This is a genomic window from Nocardiopsis trehalosi NBRC 14201, from assembly GCF_001552555.1.
GTDB lineage: Bacteria > Actinomycetota > Actinomycetes > Streptosporangiales > Streptosporangiaceae > Nocardiopsis_B > Nocardiopsis_B trehalosi.
Map to the genome: position 1 here is coordinate 1 of NZ_BCRK01000005.1, position 25,402 is coordinate 25,402.

The window sequence follows — 25,402 nt, forward strand, 5'->3', positions numbered from 1 at the left end:
CCCCCGCCGCGCGGAGCGGCGGGGGCGGCACGCCGCCCCTCCGTGGGGGACGCGGAGGGGAGGGGCGGAGGGGGTCGGCGGTCAGCGGGTCGGCGGCCCGGGGCCGGAGGGTCAGCGGGTCAGCAGGGGCCGATCTCGCGCCAGGGGCCCCAGGCGCTGTGGACGGGGGTGTCGCCCTGCGTCCAGTGCCGGGCCTCGTAGACGGCGCCGTTGTAGGAGACCCGGGCCCCGCCGGTGTAGACGGCCGTGGCGCTCCACGCCGGGTCGGTGCAGTCGCCCGGGTTGCCCGGGTCGGGGTCGCCGGGGTCGGGGTCGCCCGGGTCGGGGCTGCCGGTCGCCAGGCGGGCGCCGATGTCGGCGGCGAACCGGTAGCCGTTGGTGGCGTCCCAGTTGATGGACCAGGTCATCACGCCGCCGATGGGCCCGTAGGGCTCGGCGGGCCGGAACGCCCCGCAGTTCACCCCGGACTCCAGGCAGTCCAGCGCCCGGATGACGTTGGCGGTCGACTGGTGCCCGCCGCCGGCGGCCGAGGGCACCGCCGGCAGGCCGAGCCCCACCTGGTCGGGGCGGAGGTTCAGCTCCAGCTGGATGCACGCCTGGGCGGTCAGGAAGTCCACCGTGCCCTGGCTGTAGACCTGCTGGTCGCAGCCCATCATCGACCCGGAGTTGTAGTACTGCATGTTGACGATGGTGAGGATGTCGGCGATGCCGCGGGCGAGCTGGTGGTAGGCGTAGGTGGGCGCCTGGAAGTCGATGGTCTGCGGGGCCATCGTGATGATGAGGTCCGCCCCGGCCTGGGAGCGCAGCGAGCGCAGGGCCTGCTCCATGTACTGGGCGTTCATGCCGTGTTCGAGGTCGATGTCGACCCCGTCGAACCCGTACTCCCGCATGAGCGCGTAGGTGGTGTTCGCGAAGTTCGCGGCCTCGGTGGCGTTGGTGACGTTGACGTGGCCGCGCTCGCCGCCGACCGAGATGACGACCTTGCGCCCCTGGGCCTGCGCGGCGGCGATGTCGTCCTTGAACTCCTGCTCGGTGTAGCCGCCGAGTTCGGCGCCGGCCAGGTTGAAGGTGATGCCGCCCGGCGTGCCGGCGAGGTTGTCGGCGAAGGCGACGGCGATGAGGTTGTAGGCGGTCGGGACCTCGCTGATGGGCAGCGTGGTCGACCCGTTGTCGAAGTTGTGCCAGTAGCCGGTGAGCCACTGGTCGCCGGGGGCGGCAGCGGCGGGGGCGTCGGCCCGGGGTTCGGCGGCGGCGGGGGCCGCGGCGGCCAGCAGCCCGGCCGCGAGCAGCAGGAGGGCGGCCAGCGCGTGCGGGAGTCTGCGTCGGGCGGGAGCGTGCACGGGGGGTGCTCCTAGGGTCCGGGGTTCCGTCGGGGGAGTACGGGGCGGACGCCCGGCCGCGCGCTGCCGGTGTCCTTGTGGTCCGGATCAGGCCGTCTCGAATTGTTAAGAAACCTAAAAGAACGTCGGCGTGGCGTCAATGGAACGGGAAGGAAAGTTTGCAGTAGACGCGCCGCAGCGGGGTGGTCGCGCGCCGTCGACGACCGGGCCCGGAACGCCGCCGGCCCGGCCCCCGCAGCGGGGACCGGGCCGGCGGCGGCGTCCGCCCGGGGGATCAGCCGGTGACCGCCGTCGCGCGCTCGGCGGCCTTGGCCGCGCGCCGGGACCGCACCCGGCCGATGGCGACCACGGCGCCGATGACCAGCAGGAGGGCGTAGATGCCGACCGTGATCCCGCTGTCCACCAGCACGGTCACGTCGCCCTGCCCGACCTGGAGTGCGCGCCGCAGCTCCGCCTCGGCCACCGGGCCCAGGATGACCGCGATCAGCACCGGTGCCAGGGGGATGTCGTAGCGGCGCATCATCAGCCCCGCCAGCGCCAGCAGCAGCATCAGCCACAGGTCGGTGATGGAGGAGCTGGCCGCGTACACGCCCAGCGACGAGAACACCGTGATGCCCGCGTACAGGTACGGCTTGGGGATCAGCAGCAGCTTCGCCCACAGCGGCGCGAACGGCAGGTTGAGGATGAGCAGCATGACGCTGCCGATGAACAGGCTGGCCAGCAGCGCCCACACCAGGTCGCCGTTGCGCTCGAACAGCAGCGGACCCGGCTGCATGCCGTACTGCTGGAACGCCGCCAGCATGATCGCCGCCGTCGCCGACGTCGGCAGGCCCAGCCCCAGCAGGGCGCCCATCGCGGTGCCCGCGGTGGCGCTGCCCGCCGCCTCGGGGGCCGCCACGCCCTCGATCGCGCCCTCGCCGAACTCGTCGGGGCGGCCGCCCTTGCGGGCCCGCCGCGCCGCCAGCTTGCGCTCGGCGCCGTAGGCGAGGAAGGTCGGGATCTCCGATCCGCCCGAGGGGATGACGCCGAACGGCACGCCGAACACGGTGCCGCGCAGCCACGCCGGGACCGTCCGGCGCAGGTCGGCGCCCTTCAGCCACGGGGTGCCGGTGCGCCGCGGCGGCGACGCGGGGGCGTTGTCGGTGTGCACCCGGCCGGCCACGTGCAGCACCTCGCCGACCGCCAGCAGGGCGACGGTCACCGTGATGATGCTGAAGCCCTCGAACAGCTGCGGCACGCCGAGCGTGAACCGCTCCGCCCCGCTGAGGGTGTCGATGCCGACGAGCGAGATCGTCAGGCCGATGCCCAGCGCCACCAGGCCGCGTACCAGGGAGTGCGACACCACCGCGGAGGTGGCGATGAACGCGAACACGGCCAGCGCGAAGTACTCGGCCGGGCCGAACCGCAGCGCCAGGGCGATGATCCACGGCGAGAAGAACGCCACCAGCGCCGTCGACAGGATCGCGCCGACGAACGCGCCGATCGCGGACGTGGCCAGCGCCTGCGGGGCGCGCCCGCGCAGCGCCATCTTGTGGCCCTCGAACGTGGTGGCGATCGCCGAGCTCTGCCCCGGCGTGTTCATCAGGATCGCGGCGGTGGAGTCGCCGAACAGGCCGCCGTAGTAGACGCCCGCGAACATGATGAACGCGCCCGTCGGGTCGAGCTGGAAGGTGACCGGCAGCAGCAGGGCCACGGCCATCGACGAACCCAGGCCGGGCAGCACGCCCACGGCCGTGCCGAGCACGACGCCGAGCAGCGCCCACAGCAGGTTCTCGGGGGTCAGCGCGTGGCCGAACCCCGTCATGAGGTGATCGAGCGCGTCCATTTAGAGGATGCCTCCGAGGATGCCGGCCGGCAGGTTCAGCCCGAGGCCGGCGACGAAAGCGAGCTGGATGAAGGAGGAGAACACCAGGGAGACCGCCGCGTCGAACACGTAGCGCCGGTTGCCCATGGCGTAGGAGACCCCGAAGAACAGCAGGGCCGCCGAGATGATCCAGCCCGCGGGCTGGAGCAGCAGGGCGAACGCGACCAGGGACGCCAGCACGATGCCGATGGTCCGCCAGTCGAGCCGCTCGCCGGTGCGGTCGTCGCCCGCGGCTGCGGCGAGCCCGGCCTCGGCGGCCGCCTCGGCGCCCGCCGGGGGGTCGGCCGGGGCGGTCCCGGCGGGGGCGCCGGTATTGGCGGCCGGGCGCGCGGGCTTCCGCACGACCTCCACGACCAGGGCCAGGCCCGTGCCGAACATGAAGATCGTGACGAGCGCGGGGAAGAACCGCGGTCCGGGCGACTCGGTGCCGGGCGGCACCGGCATGGTGGCGGTCTGCACCGCGAGGAACGCGGCGATGGCGAGCACCAGGGCGGCGACCAGCAGTTCGCTGCGCCCCCGCCACCAGGAGGGGCGCGCATCGGGGGAGGCCGGCGGTGCGCCGGGGGTGGTGTCGGTGCTCATGAGAGTCCCAGTTCTTCGGTGACGGCGGTGATCCGCTCGATCTCGGAGGTGAGGAAGGTGTCGAACTCCTCGCCCGTCTGGAAGGTGTCGTCCCAGCGGTTGCGCTCCAGGGTGTCCGCCCACTCCGGGGTGTCGTGCATCTCGGTCACGATCTCGGTGAGGTGGGCGCGCTCCTCCTCGGTGATGCCGGGGGGCGCCATGACGCCGCGCCAGTTGGGCAGCACCGCGTCGATGTCCTGCTCGGCCAGCGTGGGCACGTCGATGCCGGGCACGCGCTCCTCGGCGGAGACCGCCAGCGCCCGCACGTTGCCCGCGGCGATCTGGTCGCTGAACTCGTTGTAGCCGCTGATGCCCACGTCCACGCTGCCGGACAGCAGGGAGGTCAGGGCCTCGCCGCCGCCCGCGAACGGGATGTAGTTGACGTCCTGGGGGTCGGAGCCGATGTCGCGGGCGATCATGCCGGCGAGCAGGTGGTCGGTGCCGCCGAGCGAACCGCCGCCGATGGCCAGGGCGCCGGGGTCCTCCCGCCACGCCTCGGTGAGGTCGCCCATGTCCTGGTAGGGGGAGTCGGCGGGGACGACGACCACCTCGTAGTCGTCGGCCAGCCGGGCGATCGGGGTGACGTCCTCCAGCGAGTGCGAGGAGTTGTTGACGACGATGCCGCCGATCATCACGGTGCCCGTCACCATCAGGGTGTTCGCGCTGCCCTCCAGCCGCACCGTCTGCGCCAGGCCGATCGTGCCGCCCGCTCCGGGGACGTTGACCACCTGCGTGTTGGCGACGATGTCGCCCTCGCGGTAGGCGTTCTGCGACTCGCGGGCCACCAGGTCCCAGCCGCCGCCCGGCGCGGCGGGCACGATAACGGTCAGGCGGTTGCGGGCCTCGGAGGTGTCCTCGCCGGTCTGCGCGGCGTTGACCACCGCCGCGCCGACGACGACGGCCGCGGCCGCCGCGCCCACGGCGCGCAGAATCCGCTGCTTGCTCATCAGGTCGCTCTTTCCCTCATCGCGGTCCACTGTGCGGACCCTGCGGTCCGCCGGTCGATCGGCCGACCGAGCGCGGGTGTGCGGGCCGCCGCACCCCCCAGTGACGCAGGTCGCATCCGCCCAGATTTCGTGAGCATGACGCATACGTTGCCCTGACGTAAATGTTTTGGTCCTTTTGATCATGATGAACCTTTCGTTCGTCGATCACCGCATCCACCCCCGGACCTCGGCGTCGACCGCCGGACGGCCCTCGGGCGGCGGTGGAGCGCTTCCGATCCGGTCCACCAGGTGGTAGGAAAGGTCTGCACAACGGACCTGAGGAGGTGGACCGGTGGTCACCGACGGCGACGCCGACACCGGGGTGCGCAGCGTGGTGCGCGCCCTCGACGTGCTGGCCCAGTTCGACGAACGGCACCAGCGCCGCACCATCCGCGAACTCACCGACGGCAGCGGGCTGGCCAAGACCACGGTGCTCCGCCTCGTCGGCACCCTGGAGCGGCGCGGCCTGCTGTGGACCTGCCCCGACGGGCGGATCGGCGTCGGCCCCGGCCTGCTGCGCTGGGCCGCCCTCGCCCGCGCCGCCTGGGAGGTGCCCGAGGCGGTCCGCCAGGTCATGCGCGAACTCGTCGCCGAGACCGCCGAGACCGCCAACCTCTACGTGCGCACCGACGCCTCCCGCGTCTGCGTCGCCCAGGAGGAGGGGCCGCACGCCCTGCGGCACATCATCACGGTCGGCGCCGAGCTGCCGCTGTGGGCCGGCGCCGCCGCCCGGGTGCTGCTCGTCGGCGCCGACGACGCCCTGCTCCGCCGGGTCGCCGCCGCCTCGCCGGACGGCGCCCGCCGTGCCGAGGGGCTGCGCGAGGCCGTGGCCCGCGCCGCCCGCGACGGCCACGCCGTCAGCCACGGCGAGCGGGAGGTCGGCGCGTCGGGTGTCGCCGCGCCCGTGCTCGACCCCGACGGCCGGGTGCAGGCCGCCATCGCCCTGGGCGGCCCCACCGCCCGCTTCACCCCCGAGGCCGTCACCGAGTTCACCGCCGCCGCCGTCCGCGCGGGCCGGCGCATCACCGACATCGGCCTCACCCCGGCCTTCGGCCCGGCGGGGGACCCCCGATGACCGCCCCGCCCGCCCGCCGCGCGGGCCGTCCGCGCCGCACCGGCGCCACCGGCGCCTTCCGGCCCGGCGGCCGCAGCGGGACTCCCACCGCGCCCGCCGCCCCCGGGTCCGCGCCGCCCGCTGCGGGGGCGGCGCGCACCGCGACCACCCCGCCCGAGGAAGGGAACCGATGACCGCGTCCACCGACCCGGAGCCGCCCGCCGCCCCCGGCCCGGCCGGGCCCGCCGGGCTGCTCGACGGCGTCCGCGTGCTCGACCTCACCAACGTGCTCGCCGGGCCGTTCGCCGGCTACCAGCTCGCGCTGATGGGGGCCGACGTCGTCAAGGTCGAGATGCCGGGCTCCGGCGACCTCGCCCGCCGCCTGGGCGCCGACCCCGGCCTCAACGCCGACCTGCTCGGCGCCAGCTTCCTCGCCCAGAACGCCGCCAAGCGCTCCCTCACCCTCGATCTCAAGGCCGAGCGGGGCCGCGAGGTCCTGGCCCGGCTCGTCTCCGGCGCCGACGTGCTGCTGGAGAACTTCCGGCCCGGCGTCCTGGCCCGGCTCGGCTTCGGCCCCGACCGGCTGCGCGAACTGAACCCGCGCCTGGTCTACTGCGCGGTCTCCGGGTTCGGCCAGACCGGTCCGCTGCGCGATCGGCCCGCCTACGACCAGATCATCCAGGGCCTGTCCGGCATGATGGCCACCACCGGCACCCCCGAGACCGCCCCGCTGCGCGCCGGGTACCCGATCGCCGACACGCTCGGCGGCCTGGCCGCCGCGTTCGCCGTCTGCGCCGCGCTGGTCCGCCGCGAGCGCACCGGCGAGGGCGGCCAGGTGGACGTGTCCATGCTGGAGACCGCGGTCACCGCCATGGGGTGGGCGGTCTCCAACCACCTCATCGCCGGGACCGCCCCGACGCCCATGGGCAACGAGAACGCCACCGCCGCCCCCTCGGGCACGTTCAGCACCGGGGCGGGGGACCTCAACATCGCGGCGAACAAGCAGGAGCAGTTCGCCGTGCTGTGCCGCGAGGTCGGCCGCCCCGAACTGGTCGACGACCCCCGCTTCGCCGACCGCGAGGACCGCAAGGCGCACCGGGCGGCGCTGCGCGCGGAGCTGGAGGCCGGACTGGCCGCCCGCTCCGCCCTGGAGTGGGAGGAGCGCCTGTCGGCCGCCGGGGTCCCGGCGGCGCGGGTGCTCGGCGTCCCCGACGTGCTGGAGCTGGACCAGATCGCGGAGCGCGGACTGGTGCACGACCTCGGCTTCCCCGGCGGCCGCGACCGGCCGCTGCGCGTGCTCGGCAGCGGCGTCCGGGTCGACGGCCGCGCCGCCGGCCCCGGCACGCCCCCGCCGCTGCTGGGCGAGCACACCCGCGAGATCCTCGCGGAACTCGGCTTCACCGGCGACGACATCGACTCCCTGCACGAGGACGGAGTGGTATGAGCGGACACGGCATCCCCGGCGGGTCCAACCCGGCGGACGCGGCGAGCACCGACCCGGCCGGGCCGCGCACCGGCGCCCCGCAGGGGCCGGCGATCCCCGTCGCCGACGTCGAGGGCTGGTGGCGGACCGGCATCACCCGCATCGCGCCGGGCGAGATCGACCTGCGCGGCTACGCGGTCGCGGACCTCATCGGCGAGGCGTCCTTCGTGGACACCGTGTGGCTGATGCTGCGCGGCGAGGTGCCCGGCCCCGAGGAGTCGGCGCTGCTGGAGGCGGCGCTGGTGGCGTCGGTCGACCACGGCCCGCAGGCGCCGTCGATCGCCGCCGCCCGCATGGCCGCCACCTGCGGGACCGGGCTGAACAACGCGGTCGCCACCGGCGTCAACCTGCTGGGCGACGTCCACGGGGGCGCGGGCCAGCAGTGCATGGAGGTCCTGGCCGACCTGGTGCGGCGCGCCGCCGAGAGGGAGGACCCGGCCGAGGCGGCGCGCTACATCGTCGCCCGGTACCGGGCCGAGAAGCGGTACGTGCCGGGCTTCGGCCACCGGTTCCACCCGCGCGACCCGCGCCGCGACCCGCTGCTCGGGCTCGTGGAGCGGGCCGCAGCGGCGGGCGCGGTGCCCGGCGCCCACCTGGCGGCGGGCCTCGCTCTGGAGGCGGCGCTCGCGGAGGGCCGGGAGCGCCCGGTGCCCATGAACATCGACGGCGCGACCGCCGTGGTCTACGGCGAACTGGGCTTCGCCCCCGAGCTGGGCCGGGGCCTGTTCGTGTTGTCGCGCTCGGTCGGCATCCTCGCCCACGCCTGGGAGGAGCGCCAGAGCGGCGCCCGCATCAAGGGCCCGATCCCCCGCCCCCTCCGCGCCACCTACACCGGCCCCGCCCCCCGCCCCTACCCCTCCTGACCCGACCCTTCCCCCGTCGATCTCGACGTCATCGGGGTCGGGGACCGCTCCCATCGCCCGATGACGTCGAGATCATCGAAGCGGGCGTCAGGGCCGGGGTGCGGGCCGGGCGGATGTGATCCCTTTGGGGCGGGTCAGATGTGGAAGGGCATGTTGAGCCACGGGCTCTGGGGGTGGGTGGTCATCACGCGGTGGACGGCCAGGGCGTCGGTGTAGCGCCAGCCGAACTCGCCCTGGTCGAAGTGGAGGCAGCGGCCGAGGATGTAGCCCGCCGAGAAGTCCGTCCACGACGCGTGGTTGCGGCGGGCCACCTCGCTCGCGCGGACCGCGTACCACTGCGACGTCGGCAGGTCGGTGTACCGGCAGTGCACCCCCCACCGCGCCATGTTGGCGCCGCGCCCGGAGTCCCACGCGTTGATGCTCGTCACGAACGTGCCGGGCGGCAGCAGGCCGTCGGCGATGAAGCGCTTCTCGTAGTCGAGGATCATCCCGGCCTCGCCGAGCAGCCGCTGGTAGACCGCGACGTCGTGTCCGGCCTGCGCGCTCCACGCCTTGATGGCCTCGCGCCACGTGCGGGCGTCGACCGCCCGGCCGTACTGCCGGGCGAGCCCCGTCCGCAGGCTCAGCAGCATGGCCGCCACCCCGTTGCTGCCGTCCTCGTCCAGCAGGGCCTCCTGCTGCTTGCGCCAGTCGTCGCTCGACGCGATCCCCCAGTCCTCCTGGAGGGTCTTCCGCTTCCGCTTCGCGTCGCAGCACGCGCAGCCGCGGTCCACCGCGTTCCACGGGGCTCCGCTGTCGACCGCGATGTGCACGGCGCAGGCGAAGGCGTGGGCCAGCGGCCCGTGGAACGGGCCGTAGGGGTCCGCGATGAGCTCCGGGAGGTCGGCCATGGTGTCCCCGTGGAAGACGCGCCCCCGGCGCGGCGGCCGCCCGGCGGCGGAAATGGTCAGATGCGGGACGAAATCTATCTGACCAGTCCAATGCTGACGAACGGCGTAATCGCCGTCACGGCTGCGGCCGGTGCGGCTCCCGGACGTCGAGTTCGCGCTGGAGCGCCTGGAACACCTCGTGGCCGATGTCGCCGTTGCGGTACATCCGGTTCAGCGCCTCCCGCTGCGCCCGGGAGATCTCGTGGCGCAGGAAGGCCGCCCCGCGCACCCGCCGCCGCGCCGCCGGGCGCTGCTCCGGCTCGCTCTCCAGCAGCGCCCGCGACTGCCGGACCCGCAGCTTGTGCATCTGCCGGTAGGTCTCGGCGGTCTGCTCGTCCACCAGCCCGTCCGACAGCAGCTCGTCGATCCGGGTCAGCGCGGACCGCCCCATGGCGACCTCCGCCGAGGCGACCTCCGCCCGGTGCCCCTCCTCCTTGGGCACGCCCAGTCGGCGCAGCACCAGCGGCAGCGTGGTGCCCTGCCCCACCAGGGTGGCCAGCACGACCGCCGCGGCCAGGAAGAGGAGCACGCTGCGGTCGGTGAACTCCTCCTCGCCGATGGACAGCGGCAGCGACAGCGCGATGGCCAGCGAGATCGCCCCGCGCATCCCGCTCCACCCGATGATGACCCGGTCGCGCACCGACCCCGGGTCCATGCCCAGGCGCCCCGGCAGGTAGCGCATCACCGGGGTCACCCAGATCTGCCACACCAGCCGCACCAGCACCGCCGTCGCGATCACCGCCACCGCGCCGAACACCAGGTGCCCGGTCGGCACCCCGGCCACGCCCTCGAACACCTCGTGCAGCTGCAGCCCGAGCAGCACGAACAGCACCGACTCCAGCAGCATCACCAGCCCCTGCCACACCGTGCGCCCGGTGACCCGCACCCGGGGCGGCAGGATGCCCTCACCCCGCGTCCCCAGGTAGAACCCGGCGACGACCGCGGCCAGCACCCCGGAGAACCCGAGCATCTCCGCGGGGATGTAGGCGACGAACGGGGTCACCAGCGACACCACGAGCTGGGTGTTGCCGTCGCGCAGCCGCCGCCGCGACCAGGTGATGGCCAGCGCCACCACCGCCCCGTAGGCGATGCCCCCCGCGACGACCTTCACCAGCTCCAGCGCCCCGGCCGCCGGGGTCAGCGGCGTGACCATCGCCGTGACGGCCAGGCTGAACAGGGTCAACGCGACCCCGTCGTTGATCAGGCTCTCGCCCTCCAGGACGGTGAGTACCCGGCGCGGCGCCCCCACCCGCTTGAGCACCGCCGACGCCGCCACCGCGTCCGTGGGCGCCACCGCCGCCCCCAGCGCGATCGCCGCCGGCCACGCCGTGTCGGGCAGGATCACGTAGGTGACCGCGGCGATGGCGAACGCGCTGACCAGCGTCATCCCCACGGCGAGCGCGATGATGGGCCGCGCCTCGGCGCGCATGTCCCGGGGCGAGGAGAAGAACGCCGCGTTGTAGATGAGCGGCGGCAGGAACACCAGCAGCACCACGTGCGGAGACACGTGGATCTCCCGCATCCCCGGCAGGAAGCTGACCGCGAACCCCAGCGCGACCAGCACGACCGCGTCCGGGACGCGCAGCCGCCCCGCGAGCGTCCGGCCCGCCAGCACCACCAGCACGATCAGCAGCCCCGCGAGGATGTACTCGTCGTCCGACATCGGCCCCCCTCAGCACCGTCGGACGCGCCCGGCCCGGACCGGCCGGACCGGGCGCGCGGTCAGCGCACCTCGATGAACGCCTCGGCCGGGCGCGGCGGCCGGTCGCGCGGCGGCGCCGCGGCGTGCCCCACCGCCACCGACCCCATGGGCCGCCAGTCGTCCGGCAGCTTCAGGACGCGGCGCACCACATCGGGGCAGAACATGGTGGACGACACCCACGCCGACCCCAGGCCCTCCATGGCCAGCCCGACCAGCAGGTTCTGCACCCCGGCGCCCATGGCGACGAGGAACATGGAGCGCTCGGCGTCGGCCCGCCGCTCGTCCGGGTAGGGGTGCGCGCCGTCGGCCACCAGGCACGGCACGACCAGGTACGGGGCGTTGCGCAGCACGTCGCCGCGGCGGACCCGCTTGGCGATGGAGGACTCGGAGAAGCCGTCGCGGCGCAGGTCGGCCACCCACGCGTCGCGCATGGCGTCGAGCAGCTCGGTGCGGACGTCGGCGGACTCCACCAGGACGAACCGCCACGGCGTGGTGTGGTGCGGGGCGGGCGCGGTGACCGCCACCGCGACCGCGCGGCGCACCGCCTCGGGGTCGACCGGGTCGGCGGTGAACTCGCGCACGGTCCGCCGGGCCGGGACGACGTCGCGCGAACCGTAGCGGAACAGGTCCTGGTCGGCGGGGCGCACCAGCGCGGCCGCCCCGGGCCCGTCGCCGTCGGTGACCAGGCGCCCCAGGCCGCGGACCACCGCCACCGGCACGCCCGACGCCTTGCCCTTGACCAGCTCGCCCGCCGACGCGATCTCGTCGGCCACCGCGGCCACGGTCACGTCGAGCACGTTGCCGTGGGTGTCGGTGGTGCCGCGCAGGTCGTGCAGCGGGTCGAGGCCCGCGGCGCCGATGGCGACGTCCACCTGCCCCGTGCGCCAGGGGCGGCCGAACGTGTCGCTCACCACGACCGCCACCCGCACGCCCGTGCGCTCCCGCAGCGCCGCGCGCAGCCGGCGCGCCGACGCGTCGGGGTCCTCGGGCAGCAGCAGCACCCGGCCGGGCTCGACGTTGGAGGAGTCGACCCCGGCCGCCGCCATGACCAGCCCGCTGCGGGTCTGCACGATGCGGGTGCTGCCCCGGCGGGCCACCACCCGGGCGGTCTCGGCGTCGACGGCGGCCTCGCGGTCGCCGACGACGATCCGCCCCTCGGCCTTGCTGACGATCTTGGACGTGACCACGAGCACGTCGCCGTCGGCGAGGCGGGCGGCGCCGGCGATCAGCGCGGCGAGGTCGTCGCCCGGCCGCACCTCCGGCAGGCCGGTCACCCCGCGCACGGTCAGTTCCGCCGGTTCCGCGGTCATCCGCGCCGTCCCTTCAGCTCCAGTGCCAGATCCAGGGCCGCGCGGGCGAGCGCCGCCGTGGCCTCCGGGTCGCTCATGTACAGGGGTCGGGAGCGCACCTCGACGCCCGCGACCTCGGTGCCGGCGTCGGCGTCGTCGACCAGCCACCCGTCGAGCAGGTCGGGCCCGTAGTGCTCGGCGACCGCCCGCGCGGTGGTCTCGACCCCGATGGCGGCCAGGCAGGCGTCGGCCATGCCGCGCACCGGCGCCCCGCCGATGATGGGGGAGACCCCGACCACGGTCGCCGCGGTCAGCGCGTCGCGGATGCCGGGCACGTTGAGGATGGACCCGACGCTGACCACCGGGTTGGACGGCGGCAGCAGCACGACGTCGGCCGCCGCGATCGCGTCGAGCACACCGGGCGCCGGGGCGGCGTCCTCGGCGCCCACGCCCACGATGGCGCGGGCGGGCAGCGCGGCGCGGTGCCGCACCCACCACTCCTGGAAGTGGATGGCGCGGGTACCGCCCGCGTCGTCGTCCACCACCACGTGGGTCTCGACCCGGTCGTCGGTCATGGGCAGCAGCCGGACGCCGGGGCGCCACCGCTCGCACAGCGCCTCGGTGACCGCCGACAGGGGGTAGCCGGCGGCCATCATCTGGGCGCGCACGATGTGCGTCGCGACGTCGCGGTCGCCCAGCCCGAACCAGGTGGGGCGCATGCCGTAGGCGGCCAGCTCCTCCTTGACGGTGAAGGTCTCGTCGGCCCGGCCCCACCCCTGGTCCTCGTTGATCCCGCCGCCCAGCGTGTACATGACGGTGTCCAGATCCGGACAGATCCGCAGGCCGAACAGGGTGATGTCGTCACCGGTGTTGCCGATGACCGTTATGGTCGGTTCGTTCTCCTGGTGGTCCGCTCCGCTTCCGAGCGCCGCCTGGAGGCCGCGCAGGAAACGGGCGCCACCGATACCGCCCGCCGGTACGACTATCCGCATGGGCTCAAGTCTGGCAGGCTGTCCGCGTATATGTGCCGCGCGCCCCGCGCATCCGCGGGGCGGCGGAGCGGTCGTCCGGCCGGCGGTACCGGCGGCGCCCGCCCGGATCCCGCACGGCACACCGCGCCCGCAGCGGCGGCGCCCCACCGGGCGACCCCTACCGCCCGGCTCCCCCCGGCCGCGCCGCGCGGCCCGCGCGCGATTCACCCGACCGACCGACGATATGCCAAGCTTCCACCGACGCGACGGCGAAGCAGCGGAGGGGAACCTCTCTTGAACAACGAAGCACTTGACCGCTTGCGGGTACCCGCCGCCTGGGCGCTGCTCGGCGCCGTTGGCGCGCACATGCTCGGCGGCCTCATCAACGTGTTCGGCACCGGCGGTGTCGGCGGCTCCGTCGCCGGCAACTTCTACAGCGACGGGTCGGAGCACTTCTTCAGCCCGGTCATCATCGGGCTGATCCTGGCCGCGGTCGCCCTGGTCGTCACCGCGCCGCGCAAGTCGTCGGTCAACCTGCAGATCGTGATCATCGCGATGGTGCTGACCGGCCTCGCGGCGCTGCTCGCCGTCGTGACCCTCATCATGGGCTTCGTCTGGTCCGGCGAGCTGGGCGAGATGGCCACCGGCTTCAGCAACCTGTTCGTCGTGGCCGGGCAGCTGGCCGTCGTCGTCTTCGCGGGGCTGTTCCTGCTGCGCGTCCTCAACGACCCCGTGCGCGTCCCGCGCTCCGCCCCGCAGTTCGGCCAGCAGGGCTTCGCCCCGCAGACCGGCGCCCAGCAGTCCTTCGCCCCGCAGACCGGGGCGCAGCAGTCCTTCGCGCCGCAGGCGCAGCAGGGCTACGCCCCCACCGGCGGGCAGCCGGCCTACCCGCAGCAGGACTGGTCGGCCCAGCAGGCGCAGGCCGGCTACACCGACCCGGCGCAGCAGGGCCAGGCGGGCTACACCGACCCCGGCCAGCAGGCGCAGCAGGGCTACGCCGCCGACCAGACCCAGCAGGGCTACCCGGCCGACCAGTCCCAGCAGGGCTACACCCAGCAGCAGGGCTGGCCGCAGGGCCAGGAGGGCTACGCCGCCGGCACCGGCCAGGAGGGCTACCAGCAGGGCTACACCGCCACCGGCGGGCAGCAGGGCTACGACTGGCAGCAGCAGGCGCAGCAGCCCCAGCAGGACCAGCAGCAGTACGACTGGCAGCAGGGCCAGCAGGGCCAGGCCGGCTACACCGACCCGGGCCGGCAGGCGCAGCAGCAGGGCTGGGACCCCTACGCCCAGCAGCAGGGCCAGCAGCACGGCTACACCACCACCGGCGGGCAGCCGTCGTACGGCCGGCAGTACGACCCGTCGGCCTACGGGACCCCGGCCGGCACCGAGGGCGAGCAGGGCGGCGACCACCGCCAGGACACGCCCGGCGGGTCCTACTACTCCGACGACCAGCGCGCCGCCGACCCCAACCGGCCGCAGACCGGCCCGCAGTACGGCGGTCAGTACGGCTCCGGCTACGGCGAGTCCTACGGCTCTGACCAGGGCGGACAGGCCGGAACCGACCCGTCGGCGGGCCAGCAGGGCTGGTACGGCAACGACGACCGCCGCTGACCCCGGGAGCCCCCCGGCGCCCTTTGGATACTCCGGATAAATGCGTGGTAATCCCCTGAACGACCTCAGGTGGACGGCCGTTGGCCGTTTGTTACATGATATTCAGGGGATTACCACGCAGCGCGCTTGACGTATCGCGAGCCGCGCGCGTGTAATTTCACTGGTGAGATTCCACCTCCCCGGGGGTCGAATGGGGAGGTCATCTAGGGGGGCAATAGGAGGTGCGCATGAGCGAGGTCATCCCGCTGGCGCACGGCGCAGACGAAGATCTGGGCTGGCAGGAGCGTGCCCTGTGTGCGCAGACCGATCCCGAGGCGTTCTTCCCCGAGAAGGGCGGCTCCACACGGGAGGCGAAGAAGGTCTGCCTGTCATGCGAGGTACGGGCGGAGTGCCTGGAATACGCGCTGGAGCACGATGAACGCTTCGGCATCTGGGGGGGACTCTCCGAGCGCGAGCGCCGCCGGCTGAAGAAGGCCGTCGGCCAGGATTTCGATTTCCTGACCGACATGCTGTAGCCGGGCGTACGACACACCACGTGCGCGCCCCCGGGTCCACACCCGGGGGCGCGCACGCGTGTCCGGCCCCGTCCGCCCCGGCGGCTCCCAGCGCACCGCCCCCGCCGGGTGGCGTAGGGTGATCTGCCGATGGCGGCCGACCCCCCACTCCGGCCGCCTGGGCCCACACCCCGAACCCCCGAGAGCGAACCCCAGCCGTGCTACCCCTGGACCCCGCTCGCCACATCGTCACGGCGGTGATCGTCACCCACGACGGTGCCCGATGGCTGCCCGAGACGCTGGAGGCGGTCCGCGAGCAGTCGCGCCCGGTGCAGCGCGTGGTCGGCGTCGACACCGGCAGCCGCGACCGCAGCGGGCGCATCCTCGGCGAGTTCATCGCGCCCGACGCGATCGCCTCGCTGCCCCGCCGCACCGGCTACGGCGACGCCGTGCGCGCCGCGCTCGACCTGCCCCGCGCCCGCGCGCCGTTCCCCGGCGCCGCCCCCGACGCCACCGAGTGGATCTGGCTGGTCCACGACGACTGCACCCCCGACCGCGACGCCCTCCAGCACCTCCTCCTCGCCGCCAACGACGACCCGCGCGCCGCCGTCCTCGGCCCCAAGCTGCGCGACTGGTTCGACCGGCGGCTGCTCATCGAGGTCGGCGTCACCATCGACGGCGCCGGCCGCCGCGAGACCGGGCTCGAACCCCGCGAGTTCGACCACGGCCAGCACGACGGCACCCGCCAGGTCCTCGCCGTCTCCAGCGCCGGGATGCTCGTCCGCCGCGACGTGTGGGACCGGCTCGGCGGCTTCGACCCGCTGCTGCCGATCTTCCGCGACGACATCGACTTCTGCTGGCGGGTGGGCGGAGCGGGCCACCGCGTCCTCGTCGTCACCGACGCCGTCGCCTACCACGCCGAGGCCGCGGCCCGGCGGCGGCGCCGCATCGCGGCCGCCGCCGACCACCCGCGCCGGCTCGACCGCCGCAACGCCATGTTCGTGCTGCTGGCCAACCTGCCGTTCGGCGGTATGGCCGCCGCGTTCGCGCGCAACTCGATCGCCTCGCTGCTGCGCGTGCTGATGTACGTCGTGGCCAAGCAGCCCGCCAACGCGCTGGACGAGGCCGTCGCCATCACCTCCGTCTACGTGATGCCGCTGCGGCTGATCCGCGCCCGGTTCCGGCGCCGCCGCAACCGGCGGCGCACCTACAGCGCCATCCGGCCGTTCCTGGCGCGCGGCGTCGCCCTGCGCCAGTTCACCGACATGACCGCCAACGTGCTGACCGGCTCCACGCGCGTCCTCGACACCCCCGGCCGCCACCAGGCGGTCCTCGCGCCGCCGCGTGCCGAGGACGACGACCCGCTGCGCGACGACCAGACCCTGCTGCGCCGCGCCCTCACCCACCCCGGGGTGCTGCTCGTCGCCGCGCTGACCGCGGTCACCGTGGTGGCCGAGCGCTCCCTGCTGTTCGGCGAGGGGCTGGGCGGCGGCGCCCTCGCCCCGGTGTGGGGCGGCGCGGCGGACCTGTGGGACCTCTACCTGTCGGGCCGGCCCCCCGTGGGCGCCGGCGCCGCCTCGCCCGCGCCGCCCTACGTCGGCCTGCTCGCGCTGCTGTCGACCCTGGCGTTCGGCAAGCCGTGGCTGGCGGTCACCGTCATCCTCCTCGGCTGCGTCCCCCTCGCCGGGTTCACCGCCTACCTGCTGGCCCGCCGGGTGCTGCACGCCAAGGCCGCCCAGGTGTGGATGGCCGGCTCCTACGCGCTGCTGCCCATGGCCACCGGCGCCGTCGCCCAGGGCCGCCTCGGCACCGCCCTGGTGCACGCGCTGCTGCCCGTCCTGGGCATCCTCGCCACCAGGATCATCACGCTGCCGCCGCGCGGGTCGCGCCGCGCCGCCTGGGCGCTGGCCCTCTTCCTCGCCATCGGCACCGCGTTCGTCCCCCTGGTGTGGCCGCTGGCCCTGGTCACCGGGCTGCTCGTGGTGGTGGCGTTCGGCCACGTGGGGCGGCGCCTGCACATCAGCGTCGCCATCGCCCTGGGCGTCCCGCTGCTCCTGCTGCTGCCGTGGTCGCTGGACCTGCTGCGGCACCCCTCGATGTGGCTGCTGGAGGCCGGGCTGCACCGGCCCGAGCTGTCGGCCCCCGCCCCGGCGGCGTACGAACTGCTGATGCTCTCGCCCGGCGGCCCCGGCGGGCCCCCGGTCTGGGTGACCGGCGGGTTCCTCCTCGCCGCCCTGGGCGCGCTGCTCCTGCTGCGCCGCCGCATGCTCGTCGCCGTGGGCTGGTGCATCGCCCTGTTCGGCATCCTCGTCGCGATCGTCGTCAGCCGGATCGTGGTCGAGCCCTACTACGGCGGGCCGCCCGCCCCCGCCTGGCCCGGCGTGGCGCTCGCCTTCGCCGCCACCGCCATGCTGCTGTCGGCGGCCACCACCGCCCAGTCCTTCGGGCAGATGTGGCGGCTCGGCGGGGCCCGCCGCTGGTCCGCGGCCGGCGCGGCCGCCCTGGCGCTCACCACCCCGCTGTCGGCGGCGGCCGTGTGGATGTGGAACGGCGTCGACGGCCCGCTGTCGGGCGACGCCGGATCCACGGTCCCGGGGTTCCTGGAGGCCGTCGGCGACGACGGCACCGGCGCCCGCACCCTGGTGGTGACGCCCGCCGACGGCGCCGTCCGCTACAGCGTGCTGCGCGGCGCCGAACCCCGCATCGGCGAGGAGCAGGTGCCCGCGGGCGGCCCGGTCGCCGACGACCTCGACCGGCTGGTCGCCGGGCTCGCGGGCGGCCGCGGCGGCGACGAGGCCGGCGACCTCGCCGCCCGGGGCATCGGCTACGTGCTGCTGCCGCGCCCCGAGGTCGGCACCGACGCCGACGTCACCATGGTCGACACCTTCGACGGGGTCCCCGGCCTGTCCCGGGTGCTGCTCACCGACGCGTTCGCGCTGTGGCGGACCGACGAGGCCACCGGGCGGCTGCGGGTGGTCGGCGACGGCCCCGCCGCCGTCCTCACCACCGGCCCCGGCGGCACCGCCGCCGAGGTGCCCGCCGGGGCCGAGGGCCGCACCCTCGTCCTCGCCGAGCCCGCCGACGCCGGCTGGACCGCCACCCTGGACGGCACCGAGCTGGCCGCCGAACCCACCGCGGCGGGCCTGCAGGGCTTCGCCCTGCCCGCCTCCGGCGGCCGGGTCGAGCTGGCCCGCGCCGACACCGCCCACCGGGCGTGGCTGACCGCCCAGGCGCTGCTGCTCGCGGTCACCGTCGTCATGGCGCTGCCCGGGGTGCGCACCGAGGAGGAGATCCGCGAGCAGGAGTCCCGGCCCGCGCCGCGCCCCCGCTCGCTGCGCTCCCGGCTGCGCTCCACCGGCGAGCGCGCGGTCCGCACCGGCCCGCGCGGCGTCCGCCGGGGCCGCCGCGGCCGCGGCTCCCGCAGGAAGGGGAACACGTCGTGAGGCTCATCGTCGAGAACCGGTTCGCCCTGCTGGGCCTGGTCCTCGTGGCGCTCACCGCGCTGTTCGGGGTCGCCCACGTCACCCGCGGCGTCGGCACCGACCCCGGCGCCGACACCACCCCGCCCGAGGCGGCCCCGGTGGAGTCCGCGCTGCGCGTGTGCCCCCCGCCCCAGGGCGGCGACCGCGACTCGACGCTGGCCGGGTTCACCCCCGCCGGGTCCGCGTCCGAGGGCGCGCTCACCGTCACCGAGAACACCGCCGGTGCGACCGAGCTGGGCACCGCCGAGCAGACCGGGCGGCAGTGGACCCTCGACACCGGCGACGCCGAGCGGCACACCGTGGTGCGCGCCGAGGGCGCCCTGGCGTCCGGCCTGGAGGCCGCGCAGACCACCGTCGGCGACGACGGCCCGCACACCACCGCCGTCCGCTGCGCCGAACCCGGCATCAGCACCTGGTTCACCGTGCCCGGCGGCGACGAGCTGGAGGGCCTGCGGCTGCTGATCGCCAACGTCGACGCCACCCCCGCGACCGTCAACGTCGACCTGTACGCCACCGACGGCCCCGCGTCCTCCGCCGACACCCGCGGCGTCGCGGTCGACCCCCACGGCGAGGCCGAGATCGACCTGGGCGCCCTGGTGGACGGCACCGGCTCGGTCGCCGTGCACGTGCGCACCAACGCCGGCCGGGTGGCGTCCTCGCTGTTCGCCGAGCGCACGGACGAGGGGGCCGACTGGGTGCCGCCCACGGCCGCCCCCGCCGAACGCCACGTCATCCCGGCCGTCCCGGACGGCGGCGGCACCCGCCGGCTCATCGTCGCCGCCCCCGGCGACGACCCCGTCACCGCGTCGCTGCGGGTGATCACCCCCGAGGGGGAGGCCGAGCACGAGGACCTGTCCGACCTGAGCGTGCCCCCCGCCGCGGCGAGCAGCCGCGGCATCACCGCCGCCCTCGGCGAGGAGCCCGGCACCGTGGTGGTCGAGGCCGACCGGCCGGTGGTGGCCGGGGTCGTCATGGAGCGCGCCGACGGCGACGACACCGCGTACGCGAGCGCGGTGCCCCCGCTGGCCGGCCCGCTCGACACCCGCGCCGTCCTGCCCGGCGTACCCGACGGCGCCGGCGCCCAGCTGGCCCTCACCGCGCTCGACGGCCCCGCGTCGGCGGTGGTCACCCCGGTCGGCGCCGAGGGCGCGGCGGGGGAGCCGGTGGTGGTGGAGGTCGAACCCGGACGGGTGGTCGTGCCCGAGGTCGACGCCCCGGACAGCGGGTACACGCTGGTGGTCGAGACCGACCCCGGGTCGTCGCCGCTCTACGCCGGGCAGGTGCTCACCCGGGGCTCCGGCGGCGACCGCGGCACCGCCGCCCGGCCGGCGCCGCCCGCCCCGGCCGAGGTGCTGCTGCCGCACGCCGACGACAGCCTGACGGCCGTGGTGCCCTGAGGGACCACGGGAGCGGTGCGGAAGAGGAGGGAAAGGGCGATCCGGGCGCGGCGGACACGCCCCCGGCCGCGCGCACGCGGCGCCGGCCGGGCGGCCCGGACGGGGCGCCCGCCGGGATCAGGTCTCGGGGTCGACGGTCTCGGGTTCCAACCCCAGCAGGTTGGCGACCTCCTCGACCACGGTGTCGTAGACCAGGAGGGCCATCTCCTCGGGGTCCTTGGTGCGGATCTCGACCGGACGGCGGTAGACGATGATGCGCGCCTGCCCGGCCCGCGCGGACTCCAGGCGCGAGAACGGGATGCCGTCGTCGGCGGTGACACCCGGGGGGACCTGCGGGACGTCCTCGACCAGGAACTCCACGTTGGCGAGTTCGCGTGCCCACACGCGTTCGAGGCGTTCGACGGCGTCGAGGACGAGGTCGTCGAAGACCTGCGCCCTGGTGCGGGCGATCGGGATCTCGGGCGGCGCCAAGGGGCCGCGGAGCCCGCGGCCCCGGCGGTCTCGGCGTCGTACTCGTTGGCGTTCGGCTTGAGCCCGGTGAAGGTGCACTCGTCGCACGGTTCGAGACTATGCCATCCGCGGGTTTCGTGCAGCCCCGGCACGGGTGCGGGATCGCCCGGGTGCCGCCGCGTCCGGTGACACGCGTCCGGACACATCGGGTCGATGCTGGCGCCGGGCCGGGGAAGGGCCTAAAGTCAATGCCCGTGAGCGTTGTCCGACGCTGCTCGCGTACCGCGTGCAGGCAGCCAGCAGTCTTCACGCTCACCTATGTCTACGCCGACTCCACGGCGGTGCTCGGTCCGCTCGCCGCCTACGTCGAGCCCCACTGCTACGACCTCTGCGCCATGCACGCCGAGCGCCTCACCGCGCCCCGCGGCTGGGAGGTCGTCCGGCTGCCCGCCGACAACACCACGGGCGGGCCCGGCAGCGACGACCTGGAGGCGCTGGCCAACGCGGTCCGCGAGGCCGCCCGGCCGCCCGCCGCCAAGCACCACCCCGTCGGCCAGGGCGTCGAGACCCACCGCCGCGGCCACCTGCGCGTCGTCAAGTCCGAGCCGCAGCGCCCCGACACCCAGCCGCCCGCGCGCCCGTCGCGCGACGCCTGACCCGCGGCCCACCTCGCCCGTCTTGTAGTTTGGTACTTCGCGGGCGCCGTGGCGGTGCCGACCGCGCTCGGGCGCGGCGGACGCGCCGGAGCCGCCCGGGAACCGTCGACGAATCGAACCGGAGCAGCTCGTGGGTGACCTCGGTCAGATCTTCAAGGCGTACGACGTCCGGGGCGTCGTCCCGGACACCCTCGACGCCGGCACCGCCCGGGCCATCGGCGCCGGGTTCGCCCGCGTCGTCGGCGGCGCGGACGGCGCACGGCGGATCGTCGTCGCCTACGACATGCGGCCCTCCTCGCCGGAGCTGGCCGCCGCGTTCGCCGAAGGCGCCACCGGGCAGGGCCTGGACGTCGTCCTGGCCGGGCTCGGCTCCACCGACATGCTCTACTTCGCCTCGGGCCTGCTCGACGTGCCCGGCGCCATGTTCACCGCCAGCCACAACCCGGCCCAGTACAACGGCATCAAGATGTGCCGGGCCGGCGCCGCGCCCATCAGCGCCGAGACCGGCCTGGCCGACGTCCGGCGGTACGCCGAGGAGGGTGTGCCCGCCCACGACGGCCCGGCCGGCACCATCACCGAGCGCGACCTGCTGACCGAGTACGCCGCGCACCTGCGCTCGCTGGTCGACCTGTCCGGGAGCCGCCCGCTGACCGTGGTGGTCGACGCCGGCAACGGCATGGGCGGCTACACCGTCCCGGCCGTCCTCGGCGACCAGCACCTCGACCCGCTGCCGCTGCGCATCGACCCGCTCTACTTCGAGCTGGACGGCACCTTCCCCAACCACCCGGCCAACCCGCTCGACCCCGACAACATCGTCGACCTCCAGGCGCGGGTGCGCGAGATCGGCGCCGACATCGGCCTGGCGTTCGACGGCGACGCCGACCGCTGCTTCGTCGTGGACGAGAACGGCGACCCCGTCCCGCCGTCGGCCATCACCGCGCTGGTGGCGGTGCAGGAGCTCGCCAAGGAGCCCGGCGCCACCGTCATCCACAACCTCATCACCTCGCTGGCGGTGCCCGACATCGTCCGCGAGCACGGCGGCAACCCCGTGCGCACCCGGGTGGGCCACTCCTTCATCAAGGCCACCATGGCCGAGACCGGCGCCATCTTCGGCGGCGAGCACTCGGCGCACTACTACTTCCGCGACTTCTGGCGGGCCGACACCGGCATGCTCGCGGCCATGCACGTGCTGCGCGTCCTGGGCGCCGACTCCCGCCCGCTGTCCGAGATCACCGCCGAGTACAGCCGCTACGCGGCCTCGGGCGAGATCAACTCCGAGGTCGCCGACCAGGCCGGGCGCACCGCCGCCGTCGAGGCCGCCTTCGCCGACCGCGAGGGCGTCACCACCGACCACCTCGACGGGCTGACCGTCACGCTCCCCGGCGGCGCCTGGTTCAACCTGCGCGCCTCCAACACCGAGCCGCTGCTGCGGCTCAACGTCGAGGCGCCCGACCAGGACGCCATGGCCCGGCTGCGCGACGAGGTCCTCGCGATCGTCCGCGCCTGACCACCCCGCCCGTACCCGACCACCCCGAACGCGAGAGGCCGACATGAACCCGAAGATCGACGACTGGCTGCTGGAGATCCTGGCCTGCCCGCAGAGCAAGGCCCCCCTGCGTCTCGACGCCGAGGCCCAGGAACTCGTCTGCGACGAGAGCGGCCTGGCCTACCCCATCCGCGACGGCATCCCCGTCCTCCTCGTCGACGAGGCCCGCAAGGTCGGCTGACACCCGGCCCCGGCCGCGGGAGGGAGCACCCCATGGCGCCGCTGTTCGACGAGCGCAGGCTGGACGACCCGGCGGCGGGCGGCGGCCTCGTGCGCGGCCGCGCCTCGGCCGCCGCGCGGCTGCGCACCGGGCGGTCGCTGGCCGCCGAGTCCGGTGTGCGGCACATGGCCGACGACGGCCGGCCCCGCTCCCTCGTGGTCGTCGGCACCGGCACCGCCGCCCACGCCGGCGACATGGCCGCCGCGGTCCTCGGCTCCGGATGCCCGGTACCGGTCGTCACGGTGCGCGACTACCGGCTGCCCGGCTGGGTCGCCGGGCACGATCTGGTGGTCGCCGTCGCGTCCACATCCGGCCAGGCGGCCGAACGCACCGCCCGCGTCGCCGCCGACGCGGTGCGGCGCGGCTGCCGGTTCCTCGCCATCGGCCCGGTCGGCGGCCCGCTGGCGCCGCTCGCCGAGCAGGCGCGCGCCCCGCACATCGGGCTGCCCGAACCGGCCGACCCCGCCGACCTCCCGTGGGGCCCGGCGGCCGCCCTGCTCACCGCGGCGTCGGCGGTCGGCCTGGGCGACCTCGCCGACGACGGCCACGAGGCCGCCGCCGCCCGGCTGGAGGCGGTCGCCGCGGCGTGCCGCCCCGACGCCGAGACCTGGGAGAACCCCGCGAAGTCGCTGGCCGTCGACCTCGCCGGGACGCTGCCCGTCATCTGGGGCGCCACCCCGGTCGCCGCCGCGGCGGCGCGCTACTTCGCCTCCCAGGCCATGGCGGTGGCCCGTTATCCTGCCGTGTGCGGACGGCCGCCGGACGCGCTGTTCGACCAACTCGCCGCCACCGACGGACCGTTCGGCGGCGCCGGGCCCCGCTCGATCTTCGACGACCCCGACGAGGACGGCGGGACGCGGCTGCGCCTGGTCCTCCTGCGCGACCCCGCGGAACCCCCCGAGGCCGCCGCCGACCTGGCCGACGCGGCCGCCGCCGCGCGCGCCCGCGGCGTGGATGTGAGCGAGCCCGCGGCACCGGACGGCCACGCGTGGGAACGCCTGGCCGGTTTGATCGCTCTAACCGATTACGCCACTGTGTACCTTGCCGTGGCGTATGGCGCGATCCGCTGATGACCCGCTAACCCCTACCCTTGGTCGTGCGCTGACGCCAACCACGACCGCTCTGGAGGAGACTGATGCCCGGTCCCGAGTCGCTGTCGCCGAGCGATCCCACCGCTTTCGGCGACTACAGCGTGGTCGGACGCCTGGGGAAGGGCGGACAGGGGGTGGTGTACCTCGCCCGCGACGGCGAGGGCGAGGAGTACGCGATCAAGGTCCTCAACGACCAGTGGTCGCAGGACGACGACCTGCGCAAGCGCTTCGAGAAGGAGGTGCGGGCGGCGCAGAAGGTCGCGTCGTTCTGCACGTCGGCCATCCACGAGGCCAACCTCGACGACGACCCGCCCTACGTCGTCAGCGAGTACGTGCCGGGCCCCTCCCTCCAGGAGGCCGTCGCCACCAACGGCCCGCACAAGGGCGCGGCGCTCCAGCGGCTCGCCGTCTCCACCGCGACGGCGCTCGTGGCCATCCACCAGGCGGGCATCGTCCACCGCGACTTCAAGCCGGGCAACGTCCTCCTCGGCCCCGACGGCCCGCGGGTGATCGACTTCGGCATCGCGCGCGTGGTCGACGGCACCGCCACCATGACCAACTCGATCGTCGGCACGCCCTCCTACATGGCGCCGGAGCAGATCGAGGGCCAGAACATCACCGACAAGGTCGACATCTTCGCCTGGGGCTGCGTCATGGCGTTCGCCTCCACCGGCAACGCCCCGTTCGGCACCGACAGCGTGCCCGCCGTGGTGCACCGCGTGGTCAGCGCGCCGCCGTCGCTCGACGGCGTCCCCGACAGCCTGCGCCCGGTGGTCGAGACCTGCCTGGACAAGGACCCCGCCCGCCGGCCCAACGCCCAGACGCTGCTGATGCGGCTGCTCGGCCACGACACCTCCGCCACCTCGCCGTCCACCGACGAGGTGGTGCGCCAGGGCGAGCGCGCCGCCGAGGTCCGCCCGCCGAGCGGCCCGCAGACCCCGCCCCCGGCGCGTGCCCCGATGACCCCCAGCGGCCCGCAGACCCCGTTCCCCTACGGGCCCGGCTCGGGTGCGCAGCGCCCGGTCACCGGCCCGCAGCAGGGCGGGTACCGGCCGCCGCCCCCGCACATGGGCCCGCAGATGCCCGGCCACAACCTCACCGGCGGGCACCCCGGCATGCACGGCCGCCGGCCGCCGGTCACCGGCCCGGCCACCATGGGCCCCAACTCGATGTACCAGGGGCGCGGCGTGCCCGCCCCGCAGCAGCGCCCGGCGCCGCCCGCGCCGCAGGCCCCCGCTCCGCCGTCCGACCCGCTGCTGTCGCAGGGCTGGGTCGTGCCCGCGGTGCTCATCGTCATCATCATCCTGGTGCTCGTCCTGGTGCTGGTCTCCCTGGGCTGACCCGCCGACGGGC

Annotated in this window: 21 protein-coding genes; 12 read left to right on the plus strand and 9 right to left on the minus strand. The window is 75.1% G+C overall.

Annotated elements, in window-relative coordinates; translation table 11 throughout:
* Window positions 1–119: 119 nt before the first annotated feature.
* From NT8_RS01695 to NT8_RS01710, 4 genes are all read right to left on the minus strand, one after another.
* Complete coding sequence (locus NT8_RS01695) at window positions 120–1,340, minus strand: glycosyl hydrolase family 18 protein (protein ID WP_084468567.1); 1,221 nt, start codon at window positions 1,338–1,340, stop codon at window positions 120–122.
* A gap of 274 nt (window positions 1,341–1,614) precedes the next feature.
* Window positions 1,615–3,165 (minus strand): tripartite tricarboxylate transporter permease, encoded by a 1,551-nt coding sequence (locus NT8_RS01700; RefSeq protein ID WP_067963349.1) that lies wholly within the window; start codon window positions 3,163–3,165, stop codon window positions 1,615–1,617.
* Window positions 3,166–3,786, minus strand: a complete 621-nt coding sequence (locus NT8_RS01705) for a tripartite tricarboxylate transporter TctB family protein (RefSeq protein WP_067963353.1) — start codon at window positions 3,784–3,786, stop codon at window positions 3,166–3,168.
* Window positions 3,783–4,772 (minus strand): Bug family tripartite tricarboxylate transporter substrate binding protein, encoded by a 990-nt coding sequence (locus NT8_RS01710; protein ID WP_067963356.1) that lies wholly within the window; start codon window positions 4,770–4,772, stop codon window positions 3,783–3,785. The genes NT8_RS01705 and NT8_RS01710 overlap by 4 nt, the downstream gene beginning before the upstream one ends.
* 331 nt (window positions 4,773–5,103) lie before the next feature.
* Here NT8_RS01710 and NT8_RS01715 point away from each other — a divergent pair, with 331 nt between their 5' ends.
* From NT8_RS01715 to NT8_RS01725, 3 genes are all read left to right on the plus strand, one after another.
* Window positions 5,104–5,886, plus strand: coding sequence for an IclR family transcriptional regulator (locus NT8_RS01715; RefSeq protein WP_067963358.1), 783 nt, complete (start codon window positions 5,104–5,106; stop codon window positions 5,884–5,886).
* Between the two features lie 169 nt (window positions 5,887–6,055).
* Window positions 6,056–7,309: a CaiB/BaiF CoA transferase family protein gene (locus NT8_RS01720; RefSeq protein WP_067963361.1), complete on the plus strand. Its 1,254-nt coding sequence runs from the start codon at window positions 6,056–6,058 to the stop codon at window positions 7,307–7,309.
* Window positions 7,306–8,211, plus strand: a complete 906-nt coding sequence (locus NT8_RS01725; RefSeq protein ID WP_084468568.1) for a citryl-CoA lyase — start codon at window positions 7,306–7,308, stop codon at window positions 8,209–8,211. Before NT8_RS01720 ends, NT8_RS01725 begins: the two co-directional genes overlap by 4 nt.
* A 134-nt stretch (window positions 8,212–8,345) precedes the next feature.
* On the opposite strand, the gene NT8_RS01730 is transcribed toward NT8_RS01725, so the two are convergent.
* From NT8_RS01730 to cofD, 4 genes are all read right to left on the minus strand, one after another.
* Complete coding sequence (locus NT8_RS01730; RefSeq protein ID WP_067963363.1) at window positions 8,346–9,101, minus strand: DUF1266 domain-containing protein; 756 nt, start codon at window positions 9,099–9,101, stop codon at window positions 8,346–8,348.
* A gap of 115 nt (window positions 9,102–9,216) precedes the next feature.
* Window positions 9,217–10,803 carry a Na+/H+ antiporter gene (locus NT8_RS01735; RefSeq protein WP_067963366.1) on the minus strand — a complete coding sequence of 529 codons (1,587 nt, stop codon included), beginning with the start codon at window positions 10,801–10,803 and terminating at the stop codon, window positions 9,217–9,219.
* A gap of 59 nt (window positions 10,804–10,862) precedes the next feature.
* Window positions 10,863–12,152, minus strand: coding sequence for a coenzyme F420-0:L-glutamate ligase (locus NT8_RS01740; RefSeq protein WP_067963369.1), 1,290 nt, complete (start codon window positions 12,150–12,152; stop codon window positions 10,863–10,865).
* Window positions 12,149–13,123, minus strand: coding sequence for a 2-phospho-L-lactate transferase (gene cofD / locus NT8_RS01745; protein ID WP_067963371.1), 975 nt, complete (start codon window positions 13,121–13,123; stop codon window positions 12,149–12,151). Before cofD ends, NT8_RS01740 begins: the two co-directional genes overlap by 4 nt.
* A gap of 273 nt (window positions 13,124–13,396) precedes the next feature.
* Here cofD and NT8_RS01750 point away from each other — a divergent pair, with 273 nt between their 5' ends.
* The 4 genes from NT8_RS01750 to NT8_RS01765 all read left to right on the plus strand — a co-directional run bounded on the left by NT8_RS01750 (window position 13,397) and on the right by NT8_RS01765 (window position 20,086).
* A complete protein-coding gene (locus NT8_RS01750) occupies window positions 13,397–14,713 on the plus strand; it encodes a hypothetical protein (RefSeq protein ID WP_157515440.1) in 1,317 nt (438 codons plus the stop codon).
* A gap of 227 nt (window positions 14,714–14,940) precedes the next feature.
* Complete coding sequence (locus NT8_RS01755) at window positions 14,941–15,228, plus strand: WhiB family transcriptional regulator (protein ID WP_067963378.1); 288 nt, start codon at window positions 14,941–14,943, stop codon at window positions 15,226–15,228.
* 197 nt (window positions 15,229–15,425) lie between these two features.
* Window positions 15,426–18,650, plus strand: coding sequence for a glycosyltransferase family 2 protein (locus NT8_RS01760; protein ID WP_067963381.1), 3,225 nt, complete (start codon window positions 15,426–15,428; stop codon window positions 18,648–18,650).
* On the plus strand, window positions 18,647–20,086 hold the full coding sequence (locus tag NT8_RS01765) for a DUF5719 family protein (protein WP_067963384.1): 1,440 nt from the start codon (window positions 18,647–18,649) through the stop codon (window positions 20,084–20,086). The genes NT8_RS01760 and NT8_RS01765 overlap by 4 nt, the downstream gene beginning before the upstream one ends.
* A gap of 117 nt (window positions 20,087–20,203) precedes the next feature.
* On the opposite strand, the gene NT8_RS01770 is transcribed toward NT8_RS01765, so the two are convergent.
* Entirely contained in the window at window positions 20,204–20,635 is a 432-nt protein-coding gene (locus NT8_RS01770) for a metallopeptidase family protein (protein WP_067963386.1), read from the minus strand.
* 155 nt (window positions 20,636–20,790) lie between these two features.
* Between NT8_RS01770 and NT8_RS01775 the strand changes: the two genes are divergently transcribed.
* The 5 genes from NT8_RS01775 (at window position 20,791) to NT8_RS01790 (ending at window position 25,389) form a co-directional block, all read left to right on the plus strand.
* Entirely contained in the window at window positions 20,791–21,192 is a 402-nt protein-coding gene (locus NT8_RS01775; protein ID WP_067963502.1) for a DUF3499 domain-containing protein, read from the plus strand.
* 130 nt (window positions 21,193–21,322) lie between these two features.
* Window positions 21,323–22,699 carry a phosphomannomutase/phosphoglucomutase gene (locus NT8_RS01780; protein WP_067963389.1) on the plus strand — a complete coding sequence of 459 codons (1,377 nt, stop codon included), beginning with the start codon at window positions 21,323–21,325 and terminating at the stop codon, window positions 22,697–22,699.
* 43 nt (window positions 22,700–22,742) lie between these two features.
* Complete coding sequence (locus NT8_RS28270; protein ID WP_084468569.1) at window positions 22,743–22,919, plus strand: Trm112 family protein; 177 nt, start codon at window positions 22,743–22,745, stop codon at window positions 22,917–22,919.
* A 32-nt stretch (window positions 22,920–22,951) separates the two neighbouring features.
* Window positions 22,952–24,028, plus strand: coding sequence for an SIS domain-containing protein (locus tag NT8_RS01785; protein WP_067963392.1), 1,077 nt, complete (start codon window positions 22,952–22,954; stop codon window positions 24,026–24,028).
* 65 nt (window positions 24,029–24,093) lie between these two features.
* On the plus strand, window positions 24,094–25,389 hold the full coding sequence (locus tag NT8_RS01790; protein ID WP_067963394.1) for a serine/threonine-protein kinase: 1,296 nt from the start codon (window positions 24,094–24,096) through the stop codon (window positions 25,387–25,389).
* Window positions 25,390–25,402 lie beyond the last annotated feature (13 nt).

What these genes read in the sequence shown, in the direction of transcription:
- NT8_RS01735 (WP_067963366.1), bottom strand. Translation starts at nt 10,803, where the DNA reads ATGTCGGACGACGAGTACATCCTCGCGGGGCTGCTGATCGTGCTGGTG.
- NT8_RS01700 (WP_067963349.1), bottom strand. Translation starts at nt 3,165, where the DNA reads ATGGACGCGCTCGATCACCTCATGACGGGGTTCGGCCACGCGCTGACC.
- NT8_RS01755 (WP_067963378.1), top strand. Translation starts at nt 14,941, where the DNA reads ATGAGCGAGGTCATCCCGCTGGCGCACGGCGCAGACGAAGATCTGGGC.
- cofD (WP_067963371.1), bottom strand. Translation starts at nt 13,123, where the DNA reads ATGCGGATAGTCGTACCGGCGGGCGGTATCGGTGGCGCCCGTTTCCTG.
- NT8_RS01730 (WP_067963363.1), bottom strand. Translation starts at nt 9,101, where the DNA reads ATGGCCGACCTCCCGGAGCTCATCGCGGACCCCTACGGCCCGTTCCAC.
- NT8_RS01720 (WP_067963361.1), top strand. Translation starts at nt 6,056, where the DNA reads ATGACCGCGTCCACCGACCCGGAGCCGCCCGCCGCCCCCGGCCCGGCC.
- NT8_RS01790 (WP_067963394.1), top strand. Translation starts at nt 24,094, where the DNA reads ATGCCCGGTCCCGAGTCGCTGTCGCCGAGCGATCCCACCGCTTTCGGC.
- NT8_RS01740 (WP_067963369.1), bottom strand. Translation starts at nt 12,152, where the DNA reads ATGACCGCGGAACCGGCGGAACTGACCGTGCGCGGGGTGACCGGCCTG.
- NT8_RS01785 (WP_067963392.1), top strand. Translation starts at nt 22,952, where the DNA reads ATGGCGCCGCTGTTCGACGAGCGCAGGCTGGACGACCCGGCGGCGGGC.
- NT8_RS28270 (WP_084468569.1), top strand. Translation starts at nt 22,743, where the DNA reads ATGAACCCGAAGATCGACGACTGGCTGCTGGAGATCCTGGCCTGCCCG.
- NT8_RS01705 (WP_067963353.1), bottom strand. Translation starts at nt 3,786, where the DNA reads ATGAGCACCGACACCACCCCCGGCGCACCGCCGGCCTCCCCCGATGCG.
- NT8_RS01710 (WP_067963356.1), bottom strand. Translation starts at nt 4,772, where the DNA reads ATGAGCAAGCAGCGGATTCTGCGCGCCGTGGGCGCGGCGGCCGCGGCC.
- NT8_RS01725 (WP_084468568.1), top strand. Translation starts at nt 7,306, where the DNA reads ATGAGCGGACACGGCATCCCCGGCGGGTCCAACCCGGCGGACGCGGCG.